18 protein-coding genes, 1 other RNA gene and 1 pseudogene are annotated in these 17,015 nt (G+C 69.0%); 2 read left to right on the top strand and 18 right to left on the bottom strand.

Features of this window, described 5'->3' with window-relative positions; all coding sequences use genetic code 11:
* Window positions 1–59: 59 nt before the first annotated feature.
* From tilS to DM194_RS03025, 18 genes and pseudogenes are all read right to left on the bottom strand, one after another.
* Complete coding sequence (gene tilS, locus DM194_RS03105) at window positions 60–1,421, bottom strand: tRNA lysidine(34) synthetase TilS (RefSeq protein WP_111065875.1); 1,362 nt, start codon at window positions 1,419–1,421, stop codon at window positions 60–62.
* Window positions 1,421–2,272: a tol-pal system protein YbgF gene (gene ybgF, locus DM194_RS03100; protein WP_111065874.1), complete on the bottom strand. Its 852-nt coding sequence runs from the start codon at window positions 2,270–2,272 to the stop codon at window positions 1,421–1,423. Before ybgF ends, tilS begins: the two co-directional genes overlap by 1 nt.
* A gap of 235 nt (window positions 2,273–2,507) precedes the next feature.
* On the bottom strand, window positions 2,508–2,978 hold the full coding sequence (gene pal, locus DM194_RS03095) for a peptidoglycan-associated lipoprotein Pal (protein WP_111065873.1): 471 nt from the start codon (window positions 2,976–2,978) through the stop codon (window positions 2,508–2,510).
* 150 nt (window positions 2,979–3,128) lie between these two features.
* Entirely contained in the window at window positions 3,129–4,481 is a 1,353-nt protein-coding gene (gene tolB / locus DM194_RS03090; RefSeq protein WP_111065872.1) for a Tol-Pal system beta propeller repeat protein TolB, read from the bottom strand.
* A 2-nt stretch (window positions 4,482–4,483) separates the two neighbouring features.
* Complete coding sequence (locus DM194_RS03085) at window positions 4,484–5,713, bottom strand: hypothetical protein (RefSeq protein WP_111065871.1); 1,230 nt, start codon at window positions 5,711–5,713, stop codon at window positions 4,484–4,486.
* Between the two features lie 16 nt (window positions 5,714–5,729).
* The gene (gene tolR, locus DM194_RS03080) at window positions 5,730–6,212 is read right to left on the bottom strand and encodes a protein TolR (RefSeq protein WP_111065870.1); all 483 of its coding nucleotides are present in this window, start codon (window positions 6,210–6,212) and stop codon (window positions 5,730–5,732) included.
* Window positions 6,213–6,215: 3 nt separating this feature from the next.
* Window positions 6,216–6,950, bottom strand: a complete 735-nt coding sequence (tolQ, locus tag DM194_RS03075) for a protein TolQ (protein WP_111065869.1) — start codon at window positions 6,948–6,950, stop codon at window positions 6,216–6,218.
* Window positions 6,951–7,013: 63 nt separating this feature from the next.
* The gene (locus DM194_RS03070) at window positions 7,014–7,541 is read right to left on the bottom strand and encodes a YbgC/FadM family acyl-CoA thioesterase (protein WP_246024262.1); all 528 of its coding nucleotides are present in this window, start codon (window positions 7,539–7,541) and stop codon (window positions 7,014–7,016) included.
* Window positions 7,534–8,619, bottom strand: a complete 1,086-nt coding sequence (gene ruvB / locus DM194_RS03065; protein WP_111065868.1) for a Holliday junction branch migration DNA helicase RuvB — start codon at window positions 8,617–8,619, stop codon at window positions 7,534–7,536. The genes DM194_RS03070 and ruvB overlap by 8 nt, the downstream gene beginning before the upstream one ends.
* A complete protein-coding gene (gene ruvA / locus DM194_RS03060; protein WP_111065867.1) occupies window positions 8,616–9,242 on the bottom strand; it encodes a Holliday junction branch migration protein RuvA in 627 nt (208 codons plus the stop codon). Before ruvA ends, ruvB begins: the two co-directional genes overlap by 4 nt.
* Before the next feature lie 3 nt (window positions 9,243–9,245).
* Window positions 9,246–9,614: an endonuclease domain-containing protein gene (locus tag DM194_RS28600; RefSeq protein WP_246024314.1), complete on the bottom strand. Its 369-nt coding sequence runs from the start codon at window positions 9,612–9,614 to the stop codon at window positions 9,246–9,248.
* A gap of 180 nt (window positions 9,615–9,794) precedes the next feature.
* Window positions 9,795–10,289: pseudogene (gene ruvC, locus DM194_RS28595) on the bottom strand (crossover junction endodeoxyribonuclease RuvC); the annotation flags it as partial.
* 90 nt (window positions 10,290–10,379) lie between these two features.
* On the bottom strand, window positions 10,380–11,132 hold the full coding sequence (locus DM194_RS03050) for a YebC/PmpR family DNA-binding transcriptional regulator (protein WP_111065865.1): 753 nt from the start codon (window positions 11,130–11,132) through the stop codon (window positions 10,380–10,382).
* Window positions 11,133–11,302: 170 nt separating this feature from the next.
* Window positions 11,303–12,127, bottom strand: coding sequence for a TIGR00282 family metallophosphoesterase (locus DM194_RS03045; protein WP_111065864.1), 825 nt, complete (start codon window positions 12,125–12,127; stop codon window positions 11,303–11,305).
* 22 nt (window positions 12,128–12,149) lie between these two features.
* Window positions 12,150–12,734 carry a 5-formyltetrahydrofolate cyclo-ligase gene (locus DM194_RS03040; RefSeq protein ID WP_111065863.1) on the bottom strand — a complete coding sequence of 195 codons (585 nt, stop codon included), beginning with the start codon at window positions 12,732–12,734 and terminating at the stop codon, window positions 12,150–12,152.
* Window positions 12,735–12,766: 32 nt separating this feature from the next.
* Window positions 12,767–12,930, bottom strand: a non-coding RNA gene (gene ssrS, locus DM194_RS03035) — 6S RNA.
* 14 nt (window positions 12,931–12,944) lie between these two features.
* Window positions 12,945–13,253: a cell division protein ZapA gene (locus tag DM194_RS03030; RefSeq protein WP_111065862.1), complete on the bottom strand. Its 309-nt coding sequence runs from the start codon at window positions 13,251–13,253 to the stop codon at window positions 12,945–12,947.
* 4 nt (window positions 13,254–13,257) lie between these two features.
* Complete coding sequence (locus DM194_RS03025; protein ID WP_111065861.1) at window positions 13,258–13,482, bottom strand: hypothetical protein; 225 nt, start codon at window positions 13,480–13,482, stop codon at window positions 13,258–13,260.
* 397 nt (window positions 13,483–13,879) lie between these two features.
* Here DM194_RS03025 and tkt point away from each other — a divergent pair, with 397 nt between their 5' ends.
* Both tkt and gap read left to right on the top strand, forming a co-directional pair.
* Entirely contained in the window at window positions 13,880–15,874 is a 1,995-nt protein-coding gene (gene tkt / locus DM194_RS03020) for a transketolase (protein WP_111065860.1), read from the top strand.
* A gap of 59 nt (window positions 15,875–15,933) precedes the next feature.
* Window positions 15,934–16,941, top strand: a complete 1,008-nt coding sequence (gap, locus tag DM194_RS03015; RefSeq protein ID WP_111065859.1) for a type I glyceraldehyde-3-phosphate dehydrogenase — start codon at window positions 15,934–15,936, stop codon at window positions 16,939–16,941.
* Window positions 16,942–17,015 lie beyond the last annotated feature (74 nt).

The following is a 17,015-nucleotide window of genomic DNA, read 5'->3' as shown; positions in this document are numbered from 1 at the left end:
ATCGCCATGCGGTGCGCCGACAAGGCCGCACCCCGGACTCCTACGGGCACGTTCCCAGATTAAATAATGCCGCGCCGGTCCGAAACAACCGTAAAAGCTGGTCTTCCCAACGGGGAAATCGGGCGGAAGTTCGCGCGATCTCCCGGGTCCTTTCCATCCACGCCGAACCCGTATGCCCCACCGATGGTCGGAATGGCAAGCATTTCCGTGCCTAACCAAAGGCTTGGCAGCGTTTCGCGCACCGGAACCGGCAGATCGGGCAACCCCGAATGCCCGCCTCTCCCCGCCCGTTCGCGCCAGCCCGCGCCCCCAAGCGCCGCGACCTCGACAGGCCTCGTCCACCGGCCCGACACCCGCAGGTCGAAACGCCCATCCCACAGCACGCGACCGCCGGGCGGAACTGTCAGCCGCTCCATGACAGCCGCCGGCTCGCGCGCGACCATGACGGAGCCGCGGCGCAGCCGCACCACGCATCCGCCCAAGGTTCCACCCTGCCCGTCGGCCAGCGAGCCGAGCAGACGCTCCAGCGCCTCGTCCCGCACCGGTCCGGCCCCGCCGACCGTCGCCAGCGCCTGGGCCAGCGCCCGCAGCGCGATCTCTTCCGGTGCAGCCGACAGCGAGGCCGGATCCAACGTGACCCAGCCTTCGGGGTGGATGGTCGCGGCCTGCGCCAGCAAATCGGCGGTCGCCCGTTCAAGCGCGGCGCGGGCACGACCGGCCCGGCGGGCGACCTCGCACAGCCGGTCGCCGTCCAGCCCCTCCCCGCCCAGCAGATCGCACGCGGCGCGCAGGCGGGCGCGGGCGAAGCGCGGGTTGCGGTTGGACGGATCCTCGACCCACTCCAATCCGGCGGCGCGGCAGGTCGCCAGCAGCCGGCCATGGGAGAAGCCGAGCAGCGGACGGATCACCCGGACGGCGCCATCGGCGCGCACCGCCGCCATTCCGGCCAGCCCGTCGGTGCCGGAGCCGCGGGCCAGCCGCAGCAGCACCGTCTCCGCCTGATCGTCGCGGTGGTGGGCCAGCGCCAGATGCAGGATGCCGGCCTCGACGCAGGCGTCGGCCAGCAGCCGATGGCGCGCCGTCCGTGCCGCCGCCTGCAGCCCGGCCGCCGGCTTCGCCCCCTCCCAGCGCAGCACGCGGTGGGGAATATTCAGGCGGGCCATGACCTGCCCGACCGCCGCCGCCTCCTCGGCGGATTCGGCACGCAAACCATGATCGACGGTGAGAGCCAGCAGGCTGCCGCCCCGCTCTGCGACCCAATGCCGCAGCAGCAGGACCAGCGCCAGGCTGTCGCCGCCGCCGGACAGGCCGACCGCCACGGCGGGCGCCGGCTCGATGCCGTCCAGCGCCGCCATCGCGCGGGCGAACTCCCCCGGCGTCACCGGGGCGTCGTCGCCCGGTCCGGTGTCGGCGACGGCCATCAGGCCGGGCAGTTGATGCGCTTGCGCTCCGTGTCGGCGCGGCGCTTCACGCTGGCCGAGGCTTCCGGGAACTTGGTCAGCAACTGGCTGAAGGCGGTGCAGGCATCCGACTTCTTGTTCAGCTGCTGCAGAGTCATGCCAAGCTTCAGCAGGCTGTCCGCCGCCTTCGGGTTGTTGCGGTACTTGGACAGCACTTCCGCGAAGGCCTGGGCCGCTTCCGGATACCTGTTGCGGACGTAATAGCTCTCGCCCAGCCAGTATTGCGCATTGCCGGCATAGGCATGGCTCTTGTTCTTGACGATGAACTCCTGCAGCGCCTTCTCCGCCCGGTCGTAGTCGGAGTTCCGCAGCAGTTCGAACGCCTGCTCATACTGCTTTTCCGGCGACAGCCCGGCGCTGGACGGCGGGTTGGCGGCAGCGGTCTGGGCCGGCTTGTCGGCGGTCTTCCTGTCGTCCGCCTTCGCGGCGGCCTTGGGCGGAGCGGCGTCGGACATCGCGCCCCCCATGGCGCCCCCCATGGCGCCGCCGCCCTTCTCCAGCTCCCTCAGGCGGAAGTCGATGTCGCCGTTGACCTTCTCCAGACGCTCGCGCAGCTGGGTGATCTGATGGGTCGACTCCTCGTACCTGCCGGTCAGCTGCTGCATCGACCGCTCCAGATTCTGCAGCCGGATCTCGAAATCCGCCGCGACGGAGGGCGACAGCTGCGCCACCTCCACCGGCCCGCCCAGCGCCGCGACCTGCGTTTCCAGCGATTGCAGCCGCTCGATCTGCCCGTTCGACTGGGCCAGTGCGGGGCTTGCCGCGAGCATGCCACCCAGCAGCAGGGCGGCGACGGGACGGATGTGGGTCATGCGCGTGGGATCCTGAGGAGATCTGAGGCCGGGACGTAAGCGCCCGCGGTGACCATGGCAAACGAAAAAGGCATCGCGATGGCCGCTGTTTAGCAGAAGTTTCGCAGCGGCGCAAAGAACCGCCATCGTCATTTTCCCCCGGCGGAAATCCCTGCCGCCAAAAGAAAAGGCGCCGCACCGGTTTCCCGGCGGCGGCGCCTTCTCCCAATTCCCCGTCAGGCGGGGACCGGCGTCATCAGTTGACGACGGTCACGCCACGGCGGTTCTGCGACCAGGCGGCCTCACCCGAGCCAACCACCGCCGGACGCTCCTTGCCGTAGGACACGACATTGACGCGGTTCGGGGTGATGCCCTTGGCGGCCAGGTAGTTCTTCACCGAGTTGGCGCGGCGCTCGCCGAGCGCCAGGTTGTACTCGCGGGTGCCGCGCTCGTCGGCATGGCCTTCGATGGTGACGGTCACCGAGCCGTAGGTCTCCAGCCACTTGGCCTGACGGTCCAGGGTGGCGCGGGCCTCCGGCGACAGGTCGAAGCGATCCAGGCCGAAGAAGACGCGGTCGCCGACGTTGACGACGAAATCTTCCGCCGAACCCGGACGGACCGACGACTGCTGGGCACCGGTGTTCGCGCCGTTGGCGGCGTCGTTCGGCGTGGATTCGCAAGCGGCGAGCAGAGCGACCGCGGCGATAGCGAGGAACTTCATACGCATGTTCAGGGACCCCTTGAACGAAACTTGTTGAGCGGTCGGACAATTGTCAGCGCGAGAGCCGCTTCTTTCCGCCAAGCCCCGACGAAAAGACGACGTCCAACCTAAGTCTTGAGCATTGCTCCCGCGTGGCCGCAAAATAGGGCTACTCCACTAGGGAATCAAGGGCGACCACGCGGGATCCGAGGCGTCGACCGGGCTGCTGACGCGGCGCTCGTTGGCACCGGTGATGTCGATGCTGTACAGCTTGGCGTTGCGGCCACGACCGTCACCCGACGGCAAGTCCTTGAAGAACATGAGAACACGCCCGTTCGGCGCCCAGGTCGGCCCCTCGACGTGGAACGCCTCGGTCAGGATTCGTTCCCCCGTACCATCCGGACGGATTACGCCGATTGCGAAGCTGCTGCCCCGCTGGCGCGTGAATGCGATCAGGTCGCCGCGCGGCGACCACACCGGCGTACCGTAACGGCCCTCGCCGAAGGTCAGCCGCTTCACGCCCGACCCGTCGGCGTTCATGGTGTAGAGCTGCTGCGTGCCGCCGCGGTCCGACTCGAACACGATCCGCTGGCCGTCCGGCGAATAGCTGGGGCTGGTGTCGATGCCCGGCGCGTCGGTCAGCTGGGTCTGGCGGCGGGTGCGCAGGTCCAGCGTGTAGATGTCGGTGTTGCCGTTCTGGGCCATCGACATGATGACCTTGTTGCCGTCCGGCGAGAAGCGCGGAGCGAAGGTCATGCCGGGGAAGTCGCCCAGGACCTCCTGGCGGCCGGTGTCGATGTTGAACAGGTACACGCGCGGCTTCTTGTTGAAGTACGACATGTACGTGATTTCCTGCGACGTCGGCGAGAAGCGCGGCGTCAGGACGAGCGTCTGCCCGTCGGTCAGGAACTGATGGTTGGCGCTGTCCTGGTCCATGATGGCCAGTTGCTTCTTGCGCGCGTTCGCCGGGCCGGATTCGGCGACATAGACGATGCGCGTGTCGAAATAGCCGTCCTCGCCGGTCAGCCGCTTGTAGATGGCGTCGGCCACGATGTGGGCGATGCGGCGCCATTCCTGCGGCGAGGCGCTGTAGCTCAGCCCCTGCATGTACTGGCCGGCGGCGACGTCCCACAGGCGGAAATCGACCTTCATGCGGCCGTCGGGGCCGGTGGTGGTGTTGCCGGCGACCAGTGCCTGGGCGCCCAGCGCCTTCCAGTCCTGATAGCGCGGCTCGCCGGTGCGCAGCTGATCCGGGGTCTGCAGGAAGCCGCGCGGGTCGAGCGGCTTGAACAGGCCGGAGCGCTCCAGGTCGTCGGAGATGACCTTGGAGATGTCGGCGCCCATCTGCGCGTCACGCCCGCCGGAGCCGGCGAAGCTGGTGATCGCGATCGGCAGCGGTTCGGATACGCCCCGCGTGATGTCGATGCGCAACTCGGCGCGCGCCTCCTGCGGAGCGGCAACGCCGAGGGAGAGGAGAAGCGCGCCGGTGGCCCCGGCCAGCTTCAGCAGAAGCCTCGTCTTCGTCGTCATGGTCAGAACATGTCCCTCGGGTCGAAATTGAACACGATGTAGCGCCAGCTTTCATAAGTATCCGGCGTGAACTCGCTGGACAGCAGTTCCAGTGGGCTCGACCGCTTGACCGCGCGCACGGCGGCGTCCGCCGACGCGCGGAAGGCGGCGTCCGACTGATAGCGCGACTTGTACTTGTCGTCGATCCAGGCGCGGACCACGCTGTGGTCGCGGCCGACCTCGACGTGGATCTCGATCTGCATCGACGCGGCGTCCTTGCGGCCGCTGTCGAAGTTCCAGTTCTTGCTCAGCTGCCCGCGGATGGCGTCCAGCGCGCGGCCCGACGGCTTGAACGGCCGGTCCGGGCCGGTCGTCGCCTTCGCCGCCCCGGCCGGAGCCGCGGATGCGGTCTTCTGGCTGGGCTTGGCGTCGCTGCTTGCGCTGGCCGATGCCTTGCCGTCCGCCTTCGGGTTGTCCGACGGCTTGATCTTCCCGACGTTCGACAGCAGGTCGGACAGCGGGTCGGTCTTGGCGGACGGCTTCTCCGGCTGCTTGGCCGGAGCTTCCGTCTTCTTCGGATCGGCCTTCGCGACCTCCTTGGGCGGTTCCTTCGGCGGCTCCTGCTTTTTCGGCTCGGCCTTCAGCGGCTCCTGCTTTTTCGGCTCGGCCTTCGGCGGCTCCGGTTTGGACGGCTCCGGCTTCGGGGGCTCGGGCTTCTTCGGCTCCGGCTTCGGGGGCTCAGGCTTCTTCGGTTCGGGCTTGGGAGGTTCGGGCTTGGGCGGCTCGGGCTTCGGCGGCTCGGGCCGCTTGGGAGTCGGCGAGGGAGCCGGATCCGGGGGCGGAGGCGGCGGGGGTGGCGGCGGAGGAGGAGGGGGCGTCGGGGCCGGCTTGGGCGGCGTCGGCTCGCGCGGGGGCGGCGTTACCTGGGCGACCTTCGGCGGCTCCGGCGTCCTGGCGGGCGGCGGGGCGGGCGGCGGGGGCGGCGGAGGGGGTTCGTCCGCCTCGTCCGGCGGCTCGGGCGCCGGCGGCGCCGGCTTGGCGTCGGGCACGGGCGGACGCGGCGCGGCGTTGGCGGCCGGCTGCGGTTCGCCCTTCTCGACGCGGGCGGCCTCGGTGATCTCGCCGATGTCGACGATCTCGATCGGGATCGAGGAGGCGATCTCCAGCTTGCGATCGCTGGGCGGCATGCCGAGCACCATCAGCGCGACCAGCGCGACGTGCAGCACCGCCGAGGCGATCAGGGGCTTGCGCATGGGAGTTCCGCCCGCCTCAACGCGAAGGACCGGAGGCGCCGACCCGCGCGCCGGAGGCGGTCGGGCCGTTCGGCATCTCGGCGACCAGACCGACCTTCTTGAAGCCGGCGGCGCTCATGGTGCCCATCACCTCCAGCATCCTGCCATAGGCGATCTTGGCGTCGCCGCGGACCAGGATGCGGGCTTCGGGGTTGTTGTTCGTCACCGCGATCAGCAGCGGCACCATGTTGGTCAGCTCGACCGCCGTCTCCTGCACGAAGACGCGGCCGTCGGTCTGCACGGTGACGAACAGCGGATCCTTCTGCTGCTCCAGCGGAGCCGCGTTGGTCTTGGGCAGGTCGACCGGCACCCCGACGGTCAGCATCGGGGCGGCCACCATGAAGACGATCAGCAGGACCAGCATGACGTCGATGAAGGGCGTCATGTTGATCTCGGCCATCGCGCGATAGCCCCGGCGCTTGCCGCGCCCGTGGGATTTGCCTGCGAGTTGTCCGGCCATGGTTCAGGCGGCTCCCCGCTCCTCGAGGTGGCGGGACAGGATCGCCGAGAACTCGCCCGAGAAGGTGTCCAGCCGGTCGGCATAGCGGCCGAGGTCGGTGGAGAACTTGTTGTAGGACAGCACCGCCGGGATGGCGGCCAGCAGGCCCATTGCGGTGGCGAACAGCGCCTCGGCGATGCCGGGCGCCACCACGGCGAGGCTGGTGTTGCCCGAACCGGCGATGGAGGTGAAGGAGTTCATGATGCCCCACACCGTGCCGAACAGGCCGATGAAGGGGGCCGTCGACCCGACCGAGGCCAGGAAGGTCATGTAGCGCTCGGCCCGCGCCATCTCACGGCCGATGGTCACCGCCATCACCCGCTCCACCCGCTGCTGCAGCGAGCCCTTCATGGTGCCGGCGATGCCGCGGTCGGCGGCGTGGCGCCACTCGCGCATGCCGGCGGCGAAGGTCGCGGCCATCGGGTCGGCCGGCGACTGGCCGATGCGGTCGTACAGCGCATCCAGCGAGCCGCCGGACCAGAACGCCTCCTCGAAGGCGTCGGCCTGGGCGTTCAGGCGGCGGATGCGCATCAGCTTCTCGATGATGATCGCCCAGCACCAGACCGAGGCGACGATGAGCATCAGCATCACGATCTTGACGACCGCATCGGCCTGCCAGAACAGGCCGAGCATGGTGATCTCATGTGCCGTCGAGGCTGCGGCGTTGCCGGCCAGTTGGGCGGTTTGCAGGGCGTCCATCGCAGTCAGTCTCGCGTTTGCGCTGTTGGCACGGGGAGGTGGAAGAGGTAGGGGGCGACAGGGTCAGGCAGGCGTCGATGAGCTTTGCTTCGCATGCAGCGACTCCATCGCCGCTTTGACCGGATCCGGCAGGCGCACGGCCCGCCCGGCCCGGTTGATCGTCACCAGCTGCAGGTCGGCGCGCGCCAGCACGCGACCGTCGCGGCGGATGACTTGTGCAACTGCGAAGGAGGCCCCGCGGATATCGATGATTCGGGTTTCCACTTCAAGGGTGTCCTCCAGCTTGGCCGGCGCGTCAAAATCGATGGTCAGGCGCCGTACCGCAAATGACACACCTGTGACAACGCTCGAACCCTCCGCCATCTCCCTCTGACGGAAGCCCATCAGGTACAGCATCTCCGTCCGCGCCCGCTCCGCGAAGCGCAGGTAGTTGGCGTGGTAGACGATGCCGCCGGCGTCGGTATCCTCGTAATAGACCCGCAGCGGATAGCGGTGCGTGCCGTCCTCCGCGAACCAACCGGAAAGGGAGGGGCCGGAAAGGGAGGGGCCGGAAAGGGAGGGGCCGAACAGGGAAGGCACGGCGTCACTCATCTCCGTCCTCATCCATCTGGCCTTCCGTCGCGTCCGGGATGCGGTCCAGCAGATCGAGCTGCCGGATCGGCGCATTCGGCGGGTTGAGCCCGAGATAGCGGAACCCCTGGTCGGTCAGCATGCGCCCGCGCGGCGTGCGCTGCAGGAAGCCCTGCTGGATCAGGTAGGGTTCCACCACCTCCTCCAGCACGTCGCGCTGCTCGCCCAGCGCCGCGCCCAGCGTCTCCACGCCCACCGGCCCGCCGCCGTAATTGTTGGCGACCAGCCCCAGGTAACGGCGATCCATGCTGTCCAGCCCCAGCCGGTCGACCTCCAGCCGGGTCAGCGCGGCGTCGGCGACGCGCTTGTCGACCTCCTCCACGCCGGCCACCGCGGCGAAATCACGGACCCGGCGCAGCAACCGGCCCGACACGCGCGGGGTGCCGCGCGCCCGGTTGGCGATCTCGCGCGCGCCCTCAGGCGTGATGCCCATGCCGAGCACCCCGGCGGCGCGGCGCACGATCAGCTCCAGCTCGTCCGGCTCGTAGAACTGCAGGCGCACGGGAATGCCGAAGCGCTCGCGCAACGGGCGGGTGATCAGGCCGCTGCGCGTCGTGGCGCCGACGAGGGTGAAGGGCGGCAGGTCGATCCGGATGGACCGCGCCGACGGGCCTTCGCCGATGATGAGGTCGAGCTGGAAATCCTCCATGGCGGGATAGAGCACCTCTTCCACGGCGGGATTAAGGCGATGAATCTCGTCGATGAAGAGAACGTCGTGCGGTTGCAGGTTGGTCAGCAGCGCCGCCAGATCGCCGGCCCGCGCGATGACCGGCCCGGAGGTGGCGCGGAAGCCGACTCCCAGCTCGCGCGCAACGATCTGCGCCAGCGTGGTCTTGCCCAGTCCAGGCGGGCCGAACAGCAGCACATGGTCCAGCGCCTCGTTGCGGGAGCGGGCGGCCTGGATGAAGATCGACAGGTTCTCGCGCGCCTGGCGCTGGCCGATGAACTCGGCGAGCGACAGCGGCCGGATCGACGCCTCGGCCGAATCGCCGTGGCCCTGGCCCGGCTGGACCAGACGATCGTTGTGGGGGTCGCTCATTGGCTCAGTTCCTTGAGGCCCTGGCGGATCAGATCGGACACGCCGGCGTCATCGCCCAGCACCCGCCCGGCGGCGACGACCGCGCCGAAGGCCTCCGACCGGCCATAGCCGAGATTGACCAGCGCCGACACCGCGTCGGCCAGCGCCGGGGTGGCGCCCGGCACGGCGGCGGGGGCGCCCTTGCCGGCCGGCGCGCCCGCGGTCGCCGCGGGGCCGAGCGCCAGATTGCCGACCTTGTCCTTGAGTTCGTTGAGGATGCGCGCCGCCACCTTCGGCCCGACGCCGTCGGCGCGCACCAGCGCGGTCTTGTCCTGCGAGGCGATGGCGCGGGTCAGCTGGTCGGGGTCGAGCACGCCCAGGATCGACAGCGCCAGCCGGGCGCCGACGCCCTGGATGGTGGTCAGCAGCTTGAACCACTCCCGCTCCGCCTGATCGCCGAAGCCATGCAGGACGATGCGCTCCTCGCGGATGAAGGTCTCCACCACCAGCGACGCCCGTTCCCCCACCGCCATGCGCGACAGCGTGCGGTTGGAGCAGGACAGCAGGTAGCCGACGCCGTTCACGTCGAGCACGACCCAATCGGTGCCGGTGGAATCGACGATGCCGGTCAGCTTGGCGATCATGGATCAGGACTCCGAATCCCTCTCCCGCCCCGGGAGAGGGTGGCCCGCAGGGCCGGGTGAGGGGTTCGCCGCGGCGACCGGCCGCCGCAAGACGGAGGTTTCGTCCAGGCGCGCCTTGATCGTCGTCAGGACACCGTCGAGGTTGTCGCCAACATCCGTATTCCAGAACCGCATGATGCGAAAACCGGCCTGCTCCAGCATCCGGGTGCGCCGTTCGTCATTGACTGCGCGCTGATCGGCATGCTGGCCGCCATCCAACTCGATGATCAACCGGTGGTCGTGCGAAACGAAATCGACGGTGAAGCCGAATATAGGTTCCTGCCGCTGGAACTTCGCCCCCAGCTGGCCGTTCCGCAGCTTCTGCCACAGCATTTTCTCCACCTCGGTGGAATCGCGGCGAAGCACGCGGGCGCGTTCGGTTTCCTGTGGAGTCGGGAGGCGCTTGGCTTGTTTGGCAGGGGGCGAAATGGAAAGCCCCTCACCCTCCCCGACTGCGGCGGGGCCCCTCACCCTCCCGGGGCGGGAGAGGGCGCTTTGCGCCGACGACGAATTGCCCGCCCCCCGCCGCCACATCGTCCAGCTCGCCCGGTGATGCGCGTGGCAGATCGCCACGGCCAGCGCGTCGGCGGCGTCCGGCGTGCCGATCTCGCAGCCCGGCAGCAGCAGGCGCACCATCATCTGGACCTGCGCCTTCTCGGCGCGGCCCTGGCCGACGACCGCCTTCTTGACCATGTTGTTGGCGTATTCCGCCACCGCCAGCCCGGCCTGGGCCGGCACCAGCAGGGCCACGGCGCGGGCCTGCCCCAGCTTCAGCGTCGAGACGGCGTTGCTGTTGACGAAGGTCTCCTCCACCGCCGCCTCGTCGGGGCGGTAGCGCTCCACCACCGCCGACAGGGCGTCATGGAGCTGCAACAGCCGCTCCGCCAGCGGGCAGGAGTCGTCGGAATGCACCGCGCCGTCGGCGACGTGGCTCAGGCGGTTGCCCGCCACGTCGATGATGCCCCAGCCGGTATGGCGCAGGCCGGGGTCGATCCCCAGCAGCCGCACCGGCGAAGGCGCCGTCGCATCCGTTCCCCCTGCCCGTCCTGCCCGCGCAAACACGGCACCCGCACTCCGCCTGCAAGACCAGCGTTCAGCTTACGCGGTCAGCTTCTGCATCAGCTCGTCGGAGATGTCGAAGTTGCCTTCGACCACCTGGACGTCGTCGTTGTCCTCCAGCACGTCCAGCAGCTTCAGCAGGCTGGCCGCGGCCTCTTCGCTGGGGGCGACGGTGTTCAGCGGACGCCAGGTCAGGCGCGCGCTCTCCGCACCGCCGAACTTGGCTTCCAGCGCGTCGCGCACGGCGCCGAAACTCTCGACCGTGCTCGTCACCTCGTGGCCGTTCTCGTCGGACTCGACATTGTCCGCACCGGCCTCCAGAGCCACCTCGAACATGGTGTCGGCATCCGCCGCCGAGGCCGGGTAGTAGATGGCGCCGACGCGGTTGAACATGAAGCTGACCGAATTGGTCTCGCCCAGGCTGCCGCCGTACTTGGTGAAGCTGGAGCGCACTTCCGAAGCGGTGCGGTTGCGGTTGTCGGTCAGCGCCTCGACGATCAGGGCGACGCCGCCGGGGCCGTAGCCCTCGTACCGCACCTCCTCGTAGTTCGCGTCGTCGCCGCCGCCGGGCGTGCCCTGCTTGACGGCGCGGTCGATGCGGTCGCGCGGCATGTTCTGGGCGCGGGCGGCGAGGATCGCGGCGCGCAGGCGCGGATTGGCCGCCGGGTCCGGCAGGCCGCTCTTCGCGGCGACGGTGATCTCGCGGGCGAGCTTGTTGAAGATCTTGGACCGCTTGGCGTCCTGCGCGCCTTTGCGGTGCATGATGTTCTTGAACTGGGAATGACCGGCCATGGGTCGAACGAGCCTCGAAGCGGGATATGGTCAATCGGACGGGGTGAGCGCACGACACATGTAACAGGTCTGCCGCCCCACCGCACCTTTTCGGCGCGGGAGACGACACCCACCGGATTAGAAAGTCAATATGGCGAGATTGCGGCGGCCCGGGTCGGGCGCTGAACGCCCTACTGCATTCGCTCCGGCAAAGTCTGGCTCAGCCGCCCGCCGATGCGCACCGGTTCGATCCGCACCGCCAGCCCGCTGCGGTCGTCGGTCTCGACGTAGCAGCCGCAGACGGTGCCTTCCCCTTCGGCCGGCGACAGCCGCTCGGTCGGCAGCTTGCGCACCATCTTGGCCAACGCCACCTCCTTCTTCATGCCGATGGCGCTGTCGTAATCGCCGCACATGCCGGCGTCCGACTGATAGGCGGTGCCCTTCGGCAGGACCATATGGTCGGCGGTCGGCACATGGCTGTGGGTGCCCACCACCAGCGAGGCGCGGCCGTCGCAGAAGTGGCCCATGATCATCTTCTCGCTGGTCGCCTCGCCATGCATGTCGATCAGCACGGCGTCGACGCCGCCCGGCCCGAGGCGATGCGCCTTCAGCACCCGGTCCACCGCGGCGAAGGGATCGTCCATCGGCTCCATGAACAGGCGGAGCAGCACGTTCACCACCAGCACCTTGCGCCCGCCGCGCGCCTGCAGCAGGACGAAGCCGCGGCCGGGCGTGCCCTCCGGGTAGTTCAGCGGGCGGATGATGCGCGGCTGCTGCTCGATGGTGCCGACCAGTTCCTTCTGGTCCCAGGTATGGTTGCCCAGCGTCACCACGTCGATGCCGGCGGCGAAGAAATCCTCGGCGATCTTGACCGTGACGCCGTAGCCGCCGGCGGAGTTCTCGCCGTTCACCACGGTCAGGTCGGGGTCCAGCCTTTCGCGCAGCATCGGCATGTGCGCCAGCACCGCATCGCGCCCGGCCCGGCCCACCACATCGCCGAAGAACAGAATCCGCATCGCCCCAACCTTCCCGATAATCTCACTTAAGAATGCGGAGCGTTTCCCGCTCCGTCACGATCCAGTCCAGCCGCTCGTCGTGGCCGTCCACCGGCACCGCCGGCATTTCCTGCGCCGCGAAGGCCACGCCGACCGCCAGAACCGCCCCGTCCGCCCGCAGGCCGTCCAGCGTCCGGTCGTAATAGCCGGCGCCATAGCCCAGGCGGTGCCCGCCGCGGTCGAAGGCCAGCAGCGGCACCAGCAGCAGCGACGGGCGCAGGACCGCGCGCCCCTCCCCCGGCTCGTGGATGCCATAGCGGCCAACGGCCATCGGCGCTTCCGGATCCCAGTCGCGGAAGACCAGCGCGGTGCCGCGCGGCCCCGACACCGGCAGGGAAACCGGACGGCCAAGCTGCCTAAGATGGATCAAAGCAGGCCGCGCGTCGAGTTCGGAGCCGAGCGGCCAATACCCGCCGACGGCCCCAGGCGGCAGATGCCCGTCCGCCGCCAGTTCGGCGATGCGGCGGCACACGGCGGCGGAGGCTGCGGGGCGGTCGGAGCCGGCGATGGCGTCGCGCCGGGCGCGCGCCTCGCGTCGGGCGGCGTCCTTGGCTTGCGGGTCGGTCATCGCGGACTGCGTGCGGAGGAAAGAGAAAGGTGGAAGGCGCCGCCTCGGCCGGTGGCCATGTGCCTATCCTCCATGGCCTGCATGAGCAGGTGGGCGCCGTGTACCCGGCCCGATGGGCCGGACAGGGACAGCTCCCTAGAGATCAAGGTTATCGGCCCTGGGGATTATTGCAGCCTGTCGAACCAGGCAGCGGTCCTTCCGTGTACCAATCTAGGCGCGTTCGAGCCGCGCGGCAACCTCTTCGATGCGTTTTGCGACACGATCGAGTTCGCCGACCACCGCGGTCTCGTCCACCGCCGGGGCGATGCCCTTGCCGGACATCACGTCCTGCAGTTCGTCGGCCAGCACCAGGCAGGTCATCAGCATCATCTGCGCCTCCGACCCGCTGCGCCCGCCGCCGGTCAGCCGGCGCAGCCGGTCGTCGACGTAGGCCGCCAGTTCCTGCAGCCGCGCCTCCTGCCCGTCCTCGCACAGCATGCGATAGAACCGGCCGTTCACTTCGATGTCGACCTGGGCCATGGCGTCAGCTCTCCAGCACTTGTTGCAGCCGGGCGATGGCGACCTCCAGCCGCTGGGATACCGCCTCGGCGGTGGCCTGGGCGGTCGCGCGCTCGGCCCGCGCGGTTTCAAGCGCCTGCGACAGGTCATGCTCGCGCCGGACGACCCGCTCCTCGCGCGCCGCGGCGGCATGTTCCAGCCGGTCCACGGCCCGGCCGAGACGGTCGAGGGTGGCTTTCAGGGAATCCATGGACGTCAACCTCGACCTGTGGGCACGTCATGTTCGTGGGGCGGCGAAACCCGGCCAGGGACTGCGCCAAGCCAAGCCGCTGCCATTCGGAGCGCTTAGAGTTGGGCGGGCACTGGGACGGCGTCAACCGTCACGACGGAATGTTTCACCGAAAGTCCTTACGGGATCCCGAAACGTGACGGAAAGCCGCAGCGGATGGGAGCGGCGGCGAATCGGAGACGAACAAGGGCTTACCCCTTCGACCGGGGCCCCTGCCATACCAATTCGCACTCTATTCCCATGTTGACCTGCGGACGGCGGTTCTGCATGGTGCGCCCGTTTCGCGGCGTCTGGAAGGACGACCGCGCAACCATCGTTGCCGACGCCTCACCGCGCCCGATTCCGCAGGAAACGCCAGATGTCCGCTGCCTCCGCCCAGCCCTCCCTCCACACGATGGCCAGCGCGATCCGCGCGCTCTCCATGGACGCGGTCGAGGCCGCGAAGTCCGGCCACCCCGGCATGCCGATGGGCATGGCCGATGTCGCCACGGTCCTGTTCACGCAGTTCCTGAAGTTCGATCCGAAGAACCCGAACTGGCCCGACCGCGACCGCTTCGTGCTGTCGGCCGGCCACGGCTCGATGCTGATCTACTCGCTGGCCTACCTGACCGGCTACGAGCGGATGACCATCGACGAGATCAAGCGCTTCCGCCAGCTGCACAGCCTGACCCCCGGCCACCCGGAAGTCGATCCCAGCCTGGGCATCGAGATGACCACCGGCCCGCTGGGCCAGGGCGTCTCCACCGCCGTCGGCATGGCCCTGGCGGAGCGGATCACCAACGCCCGCTTCGGCGACGAGCTGATCGACCACTACACCTACGTCATCGCCTCGGACGGCGACCTGATGGAGGGCGTCAGCCACGAGGCCTGCTCGCTGGCCGGCCATCTCGGGCTGAACCGCCTGATCGTGCTGTGGGACGACAACCACATCTCCATCGACGGCTCGACCGACCTCAGCTTCACCGACGACACCCAGGCGCGCTTCCGCTCCTACGGCTGGAACACCATCGCCGTCGACGGCCACGACACCGACGCGGTGTCGAAGGCGATCGCCCAGGCCCGGACCTCCACCGACAAGCCGACGCTGATCGCCTGCCGCACCATCATCGGCAAGGGCGCGCCGAACAAGGCCAACACCCACGGCTGCCACGGCTCGCCGCTGGGCGCCGACGAGGTCGCCGCGACCCGCGAGGCCATCGGCTGGACCCATGAGGCCTTCGTCGTTCCCGACGAGGTGCTGGCCGCCTGGCGCGCCGCGGGCACCCGCAGCGCCGACGCCTACGCCGCCTGGACCGGCCGCCGCGCCGGCCTGACCGAGGCAGCCGGCAAGGCCTTCGACGAGGCCTTCGGCCGCGGCGTTCCCTCCGCCCTGACCGACGCCATCGTCGCCTTCAAGGAGAAGGTCAGCGCCGACAAGCCGAGCTGGGCGACCCGCGTCGCCTCCGGCAACACGCTGGAGGTGCTGGTCCCGGCGATCCCGGAGATGATCGGCGGTTCCGCCGACCTGACCCCGTCGAACAACACCAAGGTCAAGAACACCGCCGACGTGAAGGGCAAGGGCGACTTCGCCGGCCGTTACGTCCGCTACGGCGTGCGCGAGCACGGCATGGCGACGCTGATGAACGGCATGGCGCTGCATGGCGGCGTCATCCCCTACGGCGGCACCTTCATGCAGTTCGCCGACTACTGCCGCCCGTCGATCCGTCTGGCCGCGCTGATGAAGCAGCGCTCGATCTTCGTGATGACCCACGATTCGATCGGCCTCGGCGAGGACGGCCCGACGCACCAGCCGGTGGAGCATCTGGCGGCGCTGCGCGCCATTCCGAACCTGCTGGTCCTGCGCCCGGCCGACGCGGTGGAGACCGCCGAATGCTGGCAGATCGCGCTTGAGGCCACCGGCAGCCCGTCGGTCCTGGCGCTGACCCGCCAGAACGTGCCGACTCTGCGCACCGAGCACACGGCCGAGAACCTGTCCGCCCGCGGCGCCTATGTCCTGGCCGAGGCCGAGGGCGAGCGCAAGGCGACGATCCTCGCCACCGGCTCGGAAGTCTCTCTGGCCATGGAAGCCCGCAAGGCCCTGCAGGCCCAGGGCGTCGGCACCGCCGTTGTGTCTATGCCGAGTTGGGAACTGTTCGAGCGCCAGGACGATGCGTACAAGGCGTCGGTGCTCGGCACCGGCGTGCGCGTCGGCGTCGAGGCGGCGATCCGCATGGGCTGGGACCGCTGGCTGGGCGACAAGGGCGCCTTCGTCGGCATGAAGGGTTTCGGCGAATCGGCGCCCTACCAGGAACTGTACAAGCACTTCGGCATCACCGCCGAAGCGGTCGTGGACGCCGTCAAGGCGCGTCTCTGAGAGAAGCCGAAGGGGCGTCCAGCCGAATTCGGGCGCCCCATATCCAACTGGAGGAAGTCATGGCTGTACGGGTAGCGATCAACGGTTTTGGCCGCATCGGCCGTCTGGTTCTGCGCGCCATCTACGAGAGCGGCCGCAAGGACGTGGAGGTCGTGGCGATCAACGACCTGGCCGATCTGAAGGCCAACGCGCACCTGCTGAAGTACGACAGCGTCCACGGCCGCTTCCCCGGCACCATCGAAACCGGCGACGGCGTGCTGATCGTCAACGGCCACTCCATCAAGGTCGTGCAGGAGCGTGACCCGGCCAAGCTGCCGTGGAAGGATCTGGGCGTCCAGATCGCCATGGAATGCTCGGGCATCTTCACCAAGCGCGCCGACGCCGCCAAGCATCTGGAAGCCGGCGCCGAGAAGGTGCTGATCTCCGCCCCGGCCACCGACGAGGACATCACCGTCGTCTACGGCGTCAACCACGACAAGCTGACGGCCGAGCACAGGATCGTCTCGAACGCCTCCTGCACCACCAACTGCCTGGCGCCGGTCGCCCATGTCCTCCACAACCTGGTGGGCATCGAGAAGGGCTTCATGACCACGATCCACTCCTACACGGGTGACCAGCGGATCGTCGACACCAACCACAAGGACCTGCACCGCGCCCGCGCGGCGGCCCTGAACATGATCCCGACCTCCACCGGCGCGGCCAAGGCGGTCGGCAAGGTGCTGCCGGAACTGAAGGGCAAGCTGGACGGCACCGCCATGCGCGTCCCGACCCCGAACGTGTCGGTCGTCGACTTCAAGTTCACGTCCAAGCGCGCCACCTCGGTCGAGGAGATCACCAAGGCGATCTCCGACGCCGCCAACGGCCCGCTGAAGGGCGTGCTGGCCGCCTACACCGAGGATCTGGTTTCGACCGACTTCAACCACGACCCGAACAGCTCGATCTTCGCGCTGAACGAGACGAAGGTCATCGACGGCAACTTCGTCCGCATCATGACCTGGTACGACAACGAGTGGGGCTTCTCCAACCGCATGAGCGACACCGCCGTCGCCATGGCGAACGCCAAGTAAGCCTCGCTTCGACAGGAAAAAGGCGCCTTCCGGAAGGAAGGCGCCTTTTTTGTTGTGCGGGGCCCGAGGCCTCC

Origin of the sequence: Azospirillum ramasamyi (assembly GCF_003233655.1) — a bacterium.
GTDB lineage: Bacteria > Pseudomonadota > Alphaproteobacteria > Azospirillales > Azospirillaceae > Azospirillum > Azospirillum ramasamyi.
Note: the sequence above shows the minus strand (reverse complement) of the source record. Positions and strands in the feature narration are given on the sequence as shown.

Coding starts and splice junctions, on each gene's coding strand:
- tilS (WP_111065875.1), bottom strand. CDS start 1,421: ATGGCCGTCGCCGACACCGGACCGGGCGACGACGCCCCGGTGACGCCG.
- ybgF (WP_111065874.1), bottom strand. CDS start 2,272: ATGACCCACATCCGTCCCGTCGCCGCCCTGCTGCTGGGTGGCATGCTC.
- pal (WP_111065873.1), bottom strand. CDS start 2,978: ATGCGTATGAAGTTCCTCGCTATCGCCGCGGTCGCTCTGCTCGCCGCT.
- tolB (WP_111065872.1), bottom strand. CDS start 4,481: ATGACGACGAAGACGAGGCTTCTGCTGAAGCTGGCCGGGGCCACCGGC.
- DM194_RS03085 (WP_111065871.1), bottom strand. CDS start 5,713: ATGCGCAAGCCCCTGATCGCCTCGGCGGTGCTGCACGTCGCGCTGGTC.
- tolR (WP_111065870.1), bottom strand. CDS start 6,212: ATGGCCGGACAACTCGCAGGCAAATCCCACGGGCGCGGCAAGCGCCGG.
- tolQ (WP_111065869.1), bottom strand. CDS start 6,950: ATGGACGCCCTGCAAACCGCCCAACTGGCCGGCAACGCCGCAGCCTCG.
- DM194_RS03070 (WP_246024262.1), bottom strand. CDS start 7,541: ATGAGTGACGCCGTGCCTTCCCTGTTCGGCCCCTCCCTTTCCGGCCCC.
- ruvB (WP_111065868.1), bottom strand. CDS start 8,619: ATGAGCGACCCCCACAACGATCGTCTGGTCCAGCCGGGCCAGGGCCAC.
- ruvA (WP_111065867.1), bottom strand. CDS start 9,242: ATGATCGCCAAGCTGACCGGCATCGTCGATTCCACCGGCACCGATTGG.
- DM194_RS28600 (WP_246024314.1), bottom strand. CDS start 9,614: ATGCTGTGGCAGAAGCTGCGGAACGGCCAGCTGGGGGCGAAGTTCCAG.
- DM194_RS03050 (WP_111065865.1), bottom strand. CDS start 11,132: ATGGCCGGTCATTCCCAGTTCAAGAACATCATGCACCGCAAAGGCGCG.
- DM194_RS03045 (WP_111065864.1), bottom strand. CDS start 12,127: ATGCGGATTCTGTTCTTCGGCGATGTGGTGGGCCGGGCCGGGCGCGAT.
- DM194_RS03040 (WP_111065863.1), bottom strand. CDS start 12,734: ATGACCGACCCGCAAGCCAAGGACGCCGCCCGACGCGAGGCGCGCGCC.
- DM194_RS03030 (WP_111065862.1), bottom strand. CDS start 13,253: ATGGCCCAGGTCGACATCGAAGTGAACGGCCGGTTCTATCGCATGCTG.
- DM194_RS03025 (WP_111065861.1), bottom strand. CDS start 13,482: ATGGATTCCCTGAAAGCCACCCTCGACCGTCTCGGCCGGGCCGTGGAC.
- tkt (WP_111065860.1), top strand. CDS start 13,880: ATGTCCGCTGCCTCCGCCCAGCCCTCCCTCCACACGATGGCCAGCGCG.
- gap (WP_111065859.1), top strand. CDS start 15,934: ATGGCTGTACGGGTAGCGATCAACGGTTTTGGCCGCATCGGCCGTCTG.